Source organism: Actinophytocola sp., from assembly GCF_036555685.1.
Lineage (GTDB): Bacteria > Actinomycetota > Actinomycetes > Mycobacteriales > Pseudonocardiaceae > Actinophytocola.
In genome coordinates this window covers 1-9,515 of sequence record NZ_DATBKY010000242.1, presented here as the reverse complement: position 1 = coordinate 9,515, position 9,515 = coordinate 1, and the positions used below count along the sequence as shown (strand labels likewise).

At 73.2% G+C, this 9,515-nt stretch carries 10 protein-coding genes; 9 read left to right on the top strand and 1 reads right to left on the bottom strand.

What is annotated here, in order from left to right; all coding sequences use genetic code 11:
* The 7 genes from VH969_RS24430 to VH969_RS24400 form a co-directional block, all read left to right on the top strand.
* Positions 1 to 842: AMP-binding protein (locus VH969_RS24430; RefSeq protein ID WP_331978152.1), on the top strand; the 842-nt coding region annotated here is incomplete at its 5' end.
* Positions 839 to 1,246 carry a PaaI family thioesterase gene (locus tag VH969_RS24425; protein WP_414638612.1) on the top strand — a complete coding sequence of 136 codons (408 nt, stop codon included), beginning with the start codon at positions 839 to 841 and terminating at the stop codon, positions 1,244 to 1,246. The genes VH969_RS24430 and VH969_RS24425, both read left to right, overlap by 4 nt.
* A gap of 97 nt (positions 1,247 to 1,343) precedes the next feature.
* Positions 1,344 to 1,925, top strand: coding sequence for a PadR family transcriptional regulator (locus tag VH969_RS24420; protein WP_331978150.1), 582 nt, complete (start codon positions 1,344 to 1,346; stop codon positions 1,923 to 1,925).
* A 40-nt stretch (positions 1,926 to 1,965) separates the two neighbouring features.
* Positions 1,966 to 3,243 carry a C39 family peptidase gene (locus VH969_RS24415; RefSeq protein ID WP_331978148.1) on the top strand — a complete coding sequence of 426 codons (1,278 nt, stop codon included), beginning with the start codon at positions 1,966 to 1,968 and terminating at the stop codon, positions 3,241 to 3,243.
* Between the two features lie 10 nt (positions 3,244 to 3,253).
* Positions 3,254 to 4,348, top strand: coding sequence for a gamma-glutamylcyclotransferase family protein (locus tag VH969_RS24410; protein WP_331978146.1), 1,095 nt, complete (start codon positions 3,254 to 3,256; stop codon positions 4,346 to 4,348).
* 24 nt (positions 4,349 to 4,372) lie between these two features.
* A complete protein-coding gene (locus VH969_RS24405; protein ID WP_331978144.1) occupies positions 4,373 to 5,080 on the top strand; it encodes a dienelactone hydrolase family protein in 708 nt (235 codons plus the stop codon).
* A 66-nt stretch (positions 5,081 to 5,146) separates the two neighbouring features.
* On the top strand, positions 5,147 to 5,596 hold the full coding sequence (locus VH969_RS24400; protein WP_331978142.1) for a hypothetical protein: 450 nt from the start codon (positions 5,147 to 5,149) through the stop codon (positions 5,594 to 5,596).
* 5 nt (positions 5,597 to 5,601) lie between these two features.
* On the opposite strand, the gene VH969_RS24395 is transcribed toward VH969_RS24400, so the two are convergent.
* Positions 5,602 to 7,293 carry an FAD-binding oxidoreductase gene (locus VH969_RS24395; RefSeq protein WP_414638613.1) on the bottom strand — a complete coding sequence of 564 codons (1,692 nt, stop codon included), beginning with the start codon at positions 7,291 to 7,293 and terminating at the stop codon, positions 5,602 to 5,604.
* Here VH969_RS24395 and VH969_RS24390 point away from each other — a divergent pair.
* Both VH969_RS24390 and VH969_RS24385 read left to right on the top strand, forming a co-directional pair.
* Positions 7,292 to 7,891: a TetR/AcrR family transcriptional regulator gene (locus VH969_RS24390; protein WP_331978138.1), complete on the top strand. Its 600-nt coding sequence runs from the start codon at positions 7,292 to 7,294 to the stop codon at positions 7,889 to 7,891. The two genes, VH969_RS24395 and VH969_RS24390, sit on opposite strands and share 2 nt — an antisense overlap.
* Positions 7,888 to 9,438: a glycerol-3-phosphate dehydrogenase/oxidase gene (locus VH969_RS24385; RefSeq protein WP_331978136.1), complete on the top strand. Its 1,551-nt coding sequence runs from the start codon at positions 7,888 to 7,890 to the stop codon at positions 9,436 to 9,438. The genes VH969_RS24390 and VH969_RS24385 overlap by 4 nt, the downstream gene beginning before the upstream one ends.
* The last annotated feature ends 77 nt before the right edge of the window (positions 9,439 to 9,515 follow it).

Genomic DNA, 9,515 nt, shown 5'->3' with positions numbered 1-9,515 from the left:
CCGCGGAGAAGCCGACGATGGCCGGCGCGGTCCCGACGATCTGGCAGGGCCTGCTCGCGCTGCTGCACCAGCAGCCGCAGGACCTCGCGCCGCTGGGCCGGGCGGTGGTCGGCGGGTCGGCCTGCCCGCCGTCGCTGATGGCCGCGTTCGACGAGCTCGGGGTCACGATCATCCACGCCTGGGGCATGACCGAGACCTCGCCGCTGGGCAGCGTCTCCCGGCCACCCGCCGGCAAGTCGCCGGAGCAGACCTGGGAGTACCGGATCCTGCAGGGCCGCTTCCCCGCGTCGGTCCGCGCGCGGCTGATCGACGACGACGGCGACGAGCTGCCGTGGGACAACGAGGCCGTCGGCGAGCTCGAGGTGGCCGGGCCGTGGGTGGCCAAGGCGTACTACCGGGTCGCCGAGGGCGAGGAGGGCTCGGAGAAGTTCCACGACGGCTGGCTGCGCACCGGCGACGTCGGCGCGATCACCCCGGACGGCTTCCTGCGGCTGACCGACCGGTCGAAGGACATCATCAAGTCCGGCGGCGAGTGGATCTCCTCGGTCGACCTGGAGAACCAGGTCATGGCGCACCCGGCGGTCGCGGAGGCGGCCGTGATCGGCGTGCCGGACGAGAAGTGGTCCGAGCGCCCGCTCGTGGCGGTCGTGCTCGCGGAGGGCAAGACGGCCACACCGGACGAGCTGCGCACGTTCCTCGCCGGCCGGGTCGCGAAGTGGCAGCTGCCGGAGAACTGGGCGTTCATCGAGGAGGTGCCGAAGACCAGCGTGGGCAAGTTCGACAAGAAGCGCCTGCGCGCGGCGGCCGCGGAGGGCAAGCTCGACATCGCGCACCTCTCGTGACCGACGGCGAGCCGGACGCCACCGCCTCGCTGCACGAGATGGTCCCGTTCGCCGGGACGCTCGGGATCGAGATGCTGTCGTCCGCGCCCTCGGAGGTGCGCGGGCGGCTCGCGTGGGCGGAGTCGCTGTGCACGGTCGGCGGCGCGCTGAACGGCGGGGCGATCATGGCGCTGGCCGACAACACCGGCGGGCTGTGCGCGTTCCTGAACCTGCCGGCGGGCGCGGGCAGCACGTCGACCATCGAGTCGAAGACCAACTTCCTGCGCGCGGTCCGCGACGGCCACGCGACGGCGACCTCCCGGCCGATGCACGTGGGGCGCCGCTTCGTGGTCGTCGAGACCGAGGTGCACGACGACGCCGGCCGGCTCGTGGCGAAGGTGACGCAGACGCAGGCCGTGCTGTAGCAACCGGTCCGCCCCCCACGAGGGTGAGGCTGAGGAGCGCCAAAGGGACTAGACCAAACGGGCGACAACTAACCAACCAATCGGTATCGTCGCGCCCGTGCCGGATCCAGACAAGCCGCCACGGGACAGCTCGCACGGCCGGCGGCGCAAGCTCAACGCGACGTCCTACGTCGTCCTCGGCATGCTCAGCTACCGGCCGGCGACCAGCTACGACCTCAAGCAATGGGTGGCCAACACGATCGGGAACTTCTGGGCGTTCGCGCACTCGCAGCTCTACGACGAGCCCGCGCGCCTGGTGGCCGACGGGCTGGTCAGCGAGACCGTCGAGGAGGGCGGCCGGCGCAGGCGCACCTATGAGCTGCTGCCCGCGGGGCGCGAGGTGTTCCAGGAGTGGCTCGCGAGCCCGACCACCGACCAGACCGAGGTCCGCGACCTCGGCGTGCTGAAGCTGTTCTTCGCCAACTTCAGCGAGCCGGCCGACCTGCTGCGGCTCGCCCGCGACCGGCACGAGTCGCACAAGTCCCGCGCGGACAGCTACACCGAGCAGCGCGAGGAGATCGCCGACTACGCGGACCGCTGGCAGCTCAGGACGATCGAGCTCGGCATCCGCTACGAGCGCTGCGTCGAGGAGTTCTGGGCCGACCTCATCGCCGAGCTGACCGAAGAGCAGCAGCCGTAAGCTGTTTACATATCAGCTGCCAAGGCCGAAAATCTTCACCATGCAGCAGCTCAAGGCCCTTTCCCTGCTGGCCGCCATCGCGCTGACGCTCTCCGCCATGCCGGCGGCTGCCGCGGCCGAGCCAGCCGACGACGCACCCGTCGACTTCCACGAATGGCGCGGGCACGACCTGCGCGAAGGCCACTCCGAGGGCCTGCGCCCCGGAGCCCACCAGACGCTGGTGATCGGCAAGCCGGCCGGCACGGTCGAGCACACCGAACCCGACCTCGGCACCACGCGCACCTACGAGTACGGCCGCTGGACCTCGCCCTCCTACCGGCAGGGCTTCGGCGCGAGCCAGCTCGTCGCGTCGTGGAACGCCACCACGCCCGACGACACCTGGCTGCAGGTCGAGATGCGCGGCCGGACCGACGGCGGCGCGAGCACGATGTGGTACACGATGGGCCGCTGGGCCCTGGGCGACGGCGACATCATCCGCACGTCGGTGCCCGACCAGGAGGACGCCAGCGGCTACGTCGACGTCGACACGTTCGTCGCGAACACCGGCGTGCGGCTGGCGTCCTACCAGCTGCGCGTCACGCTCTACCGGGCGGCGGGCACGACGGCGACGCCGCGGCTCACCATGGCCGGCGCGATGACCTCGGCGATCCCGGACCGGTTCACGGTGCCGACGAGCCCGCCGGCCGGCGCGTGGGGCAAGGAGCTGCCGGTGCCGCCGTTCTCGCAGAACATCCACGAGGGCCAGTACCCGCAGTACGGCGGCGGTGGCGAGGCCTGGTGCAGCCCGACCTCCACGGCCATGGTCGTGAAGTACTGGCAGCGCGGGCCGAGCGCCGAGGACATGTCCTGGATCGACCCGTCGTACCCGGACCCGGAGGTCGACCACGCGGCCCGGTTCATCTACGACAAGGACTACGACGGAACCGGGAACTGGCCGTTCAACACCGCGTACGCGGCGAACTTCGGCCTGGCCGCGCACGTCACCCGGCTGCACTCGCTCGCCGAGCTGGAGCGCTACATCTCCGCCGGGATCCCGGTGATCACGTCGCAGTCGTTCATGGCCTCGGAGCTGGACGGCGCGGGCTACGGCACCGCCGGTCACCTGATGGTGATCATCGGCTTCACCGCGGACGGCGACGTGATCGCCAACGACCCGGCGTCCAGCAGCGATGCCGCGGTGCGCAACGTGTACAAGCGCGAGCAGTTCGAGACGATCTGGCTGCGCACCAAGCGGCACAACGCCAGTGGCGGCATTTCCAGCGGCTCCGGCGGCGTGGCGTACATCATCGCCCCGGTGGGCAAGAAGCTGCCCGGCTAACGTCTGCGGGGTGAGCTTCGCCGCCTTCGCCGCCTTCGCCGACGAGGAGTACCCGGCACTGCCGTACCCGGGTGCCCGGCCGCCGTGCTCGTTCGTGCACGATCACGGCACCGGGTACCCGCTGCGGCCCGACCACGCGACGCTGTCCGGCTGGCGGCTCGCCGGCGACGGCACCTGCCTCGACGAGTGGCTGGCCGGCCACGACGTGGCGCCGCTCGCCGGGCGGGTGCCGGTGCTCAGCTACGGCTCGAACGCCTGCCCGTCGAAGCTGACGTGGCTGCGCGCCACGCTCGGGCTGCCCGGCCCGGCCGTCGTGCTGCGGGCCCGCTGCACCGGCCTCGCCGCCGTGTGGGCCGCCGGCCTGCGCGTGGTCGACGACCAGCGGCCGGCCACGCTCGAGGCGCTGCCGGGCGTGGTCGAGGACCACGCCGTCCTCTTCGCCACGCCGGAGCAGGTCGAGGTGCTGGACCGCTGCGAGGGGCGCGGCAACCGCTACCGGCTCGTCCGCGTCGCCACCGGTGAGGTCCGGCTCGAGGACGGCACGCCGCTCGACCGGCCGCTCGCGTACGTCGCCGCCGAGTGCAGCGACAGCCCGCGGACCGTGCGGTACCCACTGCTGGTCGACGGCCGCCCGGTGCGCTGCGCGGACGTCCCGCAGGCCGCCGCCCAGGCGCTGACCGGCGAGCCGGCCGGGCGCGGCGGGCTCGAGCTGACCGAGGTCGACGGCGTGCCGGTGGCCGACGAGATCCCCGCCCGCCTGTTCGTCTACGGCACGCTGCAGCCCGGCGCGGCGCAGTGGCCGATGCTGCGGCCGCACGTCACGGGCGAGCCCCGGCGGGCGACGCTGCCCGGCACGCTGTACGACACCGGGTTCGGCTACCCGGCACTGCGGCTCGGCGCCGGGCCGGGCGTGTCCGGCTGGCTCGTCGAGCTCGCCACACCTGCCGCCACCTTGTCCACCGTGGACGAGTACGAGGGCAAGGCGTACCGGCGCGTGCGGGTCACGGCCGACGGCGGCACGCAGGCGTGGACCTACGTGTGGGTCGACCCGTTCGACGGGTTGCGCGAGCTCGCCGCCCCGTGGGGACAACCTGAACAGGGGTGACGCGACGTCGCTAGCCTCGGCGGCGTGGAGACGACGATCACGACACCGGACGGAACGATCGACGGCTACCTCGCCGTGCCACAACCCGAGGTCGCGGGCCCCGCACCGTGGCCGGGCGTCGTCCTCGCGCACGACGCCGCGGGCATGTCCGACGACATCCGCGGCATCGCCGACCGGTTCGCCACCGCCGGATACGTCGCGCTCGTGCCCAACCTGTACGCGCGCGGCGGGTTCGCCCGCTGCGTGCGCTCGGTGTTCCGCGAATTGCTGGCCGGCCGGGGCCGCGCGCACGACGACATCGACGCGGCACGCGTCGCGCTGACCGAGCGCGCGGACTGCACCGGGAAGGTCGGGGTCGGCGGGTTCTGCATGGGCGGCGGGTTCGCGTTGCTCGCCGCGACCCGGGACTTCGACGCGAGCGCGCCCTACTACGGCGGGCTACCGGCTGACATGTCCATCCTGGACGGAGCGTGCCCGGTCGTCGCGAGCTTCGGCGCGCGCGACCGGCTGCCCGGCATGAAGGGCGCCGCCGGCCGGCTCGACGCGGTGCTGACCGACTACGGCGTGCCGCACGACGTCAAGGAGTACCCGGCCGCGGGCCACTCGTTCGCCAACCGCCTGGCCGGCCCGCTGAACGTGCTGCTGCGCGTGGGTGGCCTGGCCTACCACCACGAGTCCGCCGAGGACGCGTGGCGCCGGGTCCTCGCCTTCTTCGCCACGCACCTGGCCTGACGCCGGCCGCGGGCGAATTTGCTCGATCCACTGGTATCCGGGCAGGCCGGAGTGCAGGCTGGCGGCATGAACCCGGATACCGACTACGCGAACCAGCCGACGGTGCGCCGGCCCGCGCCGACCGTCGGGTCTTCACCCGGTACGCGGTCCGAGCCGGACGAGCCGGCCGGCGACCCGCTGGCCAGCATCACCCTGACCCCGCGCGTGTTCGCGGCCGTGCTCTTCGTGGCCGCGATGCTGCTCGGGCTCGTCCTCGCCTTGGTGCCCGTGCACGTCGCCGGCCTGGACACCACCCAGCAGACGTCGGTGAGCTGCGGGAACACGATCGGCGGCGTGGAGACCCCGCTGCTGGCCGACGACCTCGGCACGGTCGACGACCCGGTGCTGGCCACGTACGTGGGCACGTGCCAGGACGCGATCAGCACCCGGCTGCTGTTCTCGTGGCCGCTGTTCGTCGCCGGCGCGATCGGCATCATCTGGCTCGGCGTCGTCCGGCGCGACGAGGCAAAGGCCTAGCGGCCCTAGCGGGGCTCGCCGAGCAGCTTGCCCGGGTTCAGCACGCCTTCGGGATCGAGCTCCCGCTTGACCGCCGCGAGCACGTCGACGCCCAGCCGGCCGATCTCGGCCGGCAGGTAGGGCGCGTGGTCGACGCCGACCGCGTGGTGGTGCGTGATCGTCCCAAGTGGACCATTCGACGAGATGGCGGCGCACGCCGCGGCCTTCGCGTGCTCCCACTGCCCGATCGGGTCGTCGGGGTCGCGTGGCACGATCGTCGTGAAGTACAGGGACCCGCCGGTCTCGTAGGCGTGTGAGATGTGGCATGCGACGATCGGCGTGACACCGGGCCGGGCGAGCGCGTCCTGCAGCGCGGCCCGCACGGCCGAACGCAGAGTATCCACATTGGACCAGTAGGTCGCCGTTTCGAGCGTCTCGACGCAGACGCCCATGTCCAGCAACGCATCCCGCTGCCGCGGCCCGGCGAAGCGGCCGTGCCGCCACTTCTCCCCCACTGGCCGGCCGAGCGTCACGGGTTTGCGCCCGCGCAGCACGCGCAGCGTGGCCTTGCGGCGGCTCACGACCTCCGCCTCGCTCTCCCCTTCCCAGCCGAGGACCAGCAGGCACGGGTCGCCCATCCCGCGCAGCCGCAGGTAACGCCGCACCAGCGTGGTCTTCCAGCCGCCGGAGAGCGCGAACGCCATCTCGGTCTCGTGCGGGTCGGACAGCCGGGTGACGTCGGCGAGCACCCGCCGCTGCGCGAGCGCGCGCACCACCTGCGCCCCGCGCGACCAGCCGTCGAACACGAAGCCCTCGTAGCGGCGGGCCTTGGGCAGCGGGCGCACCCGCACGGTCACCTCGGTGATGACGCCGAACACGCCCTCGCTGCCGACCACGAGCTGGCGCAGGTCCGGGCCGGCCGCGGACGCGGGCGACACGCCGAGCCGCCACTCGCCGCGCGGGGTGGCCATCCGCACACCCTCGACCATGTCCTCGAACCGGCCGTAGCCCGCCGACGCCTGGCCCGACGAGCGGGTCGCGGCGAACCCGCCGATCGTGGCCCGCTCGAACGACTGCGGCACGTGGCCGAGCGTGAGCCCGTGCGCCGACAGCAGCCTCTCCGCCTCGGGCGCCACCACCCCCGCCTGCAGCACCGCGAGCCGCGACACCGGGTCGACCGACACCAGCCTGTCCAGCCGGCAGAGGTCGAGCATGACGACCGACTCCTTGCTCCCGCGCAGCGCCTGCACGCCGCCGACGACGGACGTGCCACCACCGAAGGGCACGAGCCCGACCCCGTGCTCGGCGCACACCTCGACGACGCGCTGCACCTGCTCCGGATCGGCCGGCACGACGACCGCGTCGGGCACCGCCAGCTCACCGGTTCCCCGGTGGCGCAGCAGGTCCAAATAGGACAGCCCGCCGGTGCGGCCCAGCCGGTCGTCGCGCCCGCGCAGCACGTTGCCGGCGCCGACCACCGACTCGAGCGCCTTGCCGGCCACGTCGGAGAGCGCCGATTCTCCGACCACGAGGGCGGAATCCGGCGCCGCCGGCGTGCTCTGTTCGGTCAGCCCGGTCCGCGAGGCTAGCCAGCGGGTGGCATGAGGGGGCAGTATGGCGTCCTGCCCTCCCGCCGGGGTCCAACTGCGACGGACTAGATGGTCGAGGTGCTCACCCGTGTGGTCCCTGGTATCGGTCACCGGTATAGTGTGACATATGACGTCTATCCGTCACACTCCGTCACCCAACCGCGTCGCGGACGACGTGCTGCTCGACGCGGCGATGGAGTGCGTGCTGGCGGTGGGCGTGCGACGCACCACGCTGAGCGACGTGGCCCGCACCGCCGGGGTGAGCCGGATGACGCTCTACCGGCGCTTCCCGGACGTGCGCGGAATGCTGGCGGCCCTGATCACGCGCGAGTTCGGCAAGATCATGGACGAGGCCAACCGGATCGCGCTGCCGGAGCCGACCGTGCGCGGGCAGCTCGTCGTGGCCGCGGTGCACGCCGTCCGCAGCCTCGCGGTGAACCCGTTGATGCACGCGGTGCTCGAGCGGGACGCGGAGATGCTGCTGCCGTACATCGTCGAGCGGATCGGCACAAGCCAGCGGATGACCGAGGAGTTCCTGCGCGCGCAGCTCGCGGCCGGCCAGCGGGACGGCTCGATCCGGGAGGCGGACCCGGCGGTGCAGGCGCGGGCGATTTTCCTGCTGGTGCAGCCTTATGTGTTCGCCATCCGGCCGTCGACGTCGGATCTTTCGCTCGACGATCTGCTCGTCGAGTTGTCCCACCTTCTCGACGTGGCGCTGCGCCCATGACGGCTTCGTCGTCGTTGAACGCGGCGCGCCGCGCGGCCGAGCTGGCGGCGCTGGCCGGCGGCGAGGTCGTGGACCTGCTCGTCATCGGCGGCGGCGTGACCGGCGCGGGAATCGCGCTCGACGCGGCCGCGCGCGGGTTGTCGGTCGCCCTCGTGGAGGCACGCGACCTGGCGTTCGGCACGTCGCGCTGGTCGAGCAAGCTCGTGCACGGCGGCCTGCGCTACCTGGCGAAGGGCGAGGTGCGGCTGGCGCACGAGAGCGCGGTGGAGCGCGGCATCCTGATGACGCGCACGGCGCCGCACCTGTCGCGCGCACTGCCGCAGCTGTTTCCGTTGCACGAGCAGGTCTCCCGTGGCGGTGCGGCGTTCGTGATGGCGGGCCTGCGCGCGGGTGACGCGCTGCGCCGGGCCGCGCGGACGCCGTCGGCGTTGCTGCCGCCGCCGCGGCGGGTGTCCGGGCCGGAGGCGCTGGCGCTGGCACCGGGGCTGCGCACGCACGGCCTGCGGGGCGGGTTGCTGTCGTTCGACGGCCAGCTGACCGACGACGCGCGCCTGGTGGTGGCTCTGGCGCGGACGGCGGCCGGGTTCGGCGCGCGCATCCTCACCCGCGTACGCGTCACCTCGACCGCGGGCGACGGCGTGGAGGCGCACGACCTGGTGGGCGACCGGACCGTCTCGCTGCGGGCGCGCAGCGTGGTGAACGCGGCGGGCGTGTGGGCGGGCTCGCTGGTCGACTCGGTGCGGCTGCGCCCGTCGCTGGGCTCGCACGTGATCATCGACGGTGCGCGGACCGGCATCGGCGGCACGGCGCTGACCGTGCCCGTGCCGGGCGAGCGGTCCCGGTTCGTGATCGTGCTCCCGCAACGGAACGGCCTTGTCTACATCGGACTGACCGACGAGCCGTTCGAGGGTTCGATTCCCGACGAGCCGGTGGCGCCGCCGGCCGATGTCTCCTTCCTGCTGGAGGTGGCGTCGTCGGTGCTGGACCGCCCGCTGACGCCGGCGGACGTGCTGGGCAGCTACGCGGGGCTGCGGCCGTTGCTGGAGGGCACGGGCCGCAGCGCCGACCTGTCCCGTCGCCATGCCGTGCTGCGGGCGCGATCGGGCGTGCTGACGATCGTCGGCGGAAAGCTGACTACGTACCGGAAGATGGCACAGGACGCGGTGGACGCCGCCGTGGCCGCGGCGGCGCTGCCGGCCGGCGCGTCCACGACGCACGACCTTCCGTTGGTGGGCGCCACTTCCCGCACGCGATTGTCCACTATGGACGCCCCCGCGCGGCTCGTGGCGGGCTACGGCACCGAGGCGCCGAGGGTGGCCGCCCTGGCGGACTTCGACCCGGACCTGGGCGCCCCCGTGGCCGAAGGCAGCGAGATCACCGGCGCGGAGGTGGTGTGGGCAGTCCGGCACGAGGGGGCCCTCGACGCGGACGACGTACTGCACCGCCGCACGCGGATAGGCCTCGTCCCGACGAACGCGGACGCGGCTCGCGCCCGGGTGACGGACCTGGTTGCTCGCGCCCTCGCCGGCCTGGCCCCGGCGACGTAGCGCGTCAGCTCACCGCCGATCGGCCATCGGTCGCGGAGCGGTGCGACACGGCGTAGAACGGGCCGGTCACCGGAAAC

Excerpts from the sequence above, each read along its gene's own strand:
- VH969_RS24400 (WP_331978142.1), top strand. The coding sequence starts at position 5,147 with ATGAACCCGGATACCGACTACGCGAACCAGCCGACGGTGCGCCGGCCC.
- VH969_RS24415 (WP_331978148.1), top strand. The coding sequence starts at position 1,966 with ATGCAGCAGCTCAAGGCCCTTTCCCTGCTGGCCGCCATCGCGCTGACG.
- VH969_RS24390 (WP_331978138.1), top strand. The coding sequence starts at position 7,292 with ATGACGTCTATCCGTCACACTCCGTCACCCAACCGCGTCGCGGACGAC.
- VH969_RS24385 (WP_331978136.1), top strand. The coding sequence starts at position 7,888 with ATGACGGCTTCGTCGTCGTTGAACGCGGCGCGCCGCGCGGCCGAGCTG.